At 61.7% G+C, this 699-nt stretch carries 1 pseudogene; it reads right to left on the bottom strand.

What is annotated here, in order from left to right:
• A pseudogene (locus tag ACTHUR_RS14325) lies at positions 1 to 699 on the bottom strand (Fe/S-dependent 2-methylisocitrate dehydratase AcnD); the annotation flags it as partial.

Here is a 699-nt window from a genome sequence, read left to right as displayed (position 1 = left end):
GTATCGAGGCGACAGGTAACGGGGACTTCGACGGTCTCGCCGTTTTTGCGGTGAATGACGAGGGTCAGGTCGCCGCGTGGTTTGCGTTCGCCGACCACGTCGTAGGTTTCCGTGCCGTCCAGTTGCAGGGTGTGGCGGTTGGTGCCGGCTTTGAATTGCAGCGGCAAGACACCCATGCCGATGAGGTTGGTGCGATGGATGCGCTCGAAGCCTTCGGCGGCGATGGCTTCTACGCCCGCGAGCCGCACGCCCTTCGCCGCCCAGTCGCGGCTGGAACCTTGGCCGTAGTCCGCGCCGGCGATGATGATGAGCGGCTGTTTGCGGTTCATATAGGTTTCGATGGCTTCCCACATGCGCATGGTTTCGCCTTCGGGTTCGACGCGGGCGAGCGAGCCTTGGCGCACGCTGCCGTCTTCGTTTTTCACCATTTCGTTAAACAATTTGGGATTGGCGAAAGTCGCGCGTTGGGCGGTGAGGTGGTCGCCGCGGTGGGTGGCGTAGGAATTGAAGTCTTCTTCGGGCAAACCCATTTTCGCCAGATATTCACCTGCCGCACTCGCCGCCAGAATCGCGTTCGAAGGCGAAATGTGGTCGGTGGTGATGTTGTCGGGCAGAATCGCCAAGGGCCGCATTCCCGTCAGGCTGCGTTCGCCTGCCAACGCACCTTCCCAATAGGGCGGACGGCGGATGTAGGTGGAC

The organism is Neisseria sp. P0021.S007 (assembly GCF_051956855.1).
Note: the sequence above shows the minus strand (reverse complement) of the source record. Positions and strands in the feature narration are given on the sequence as shown.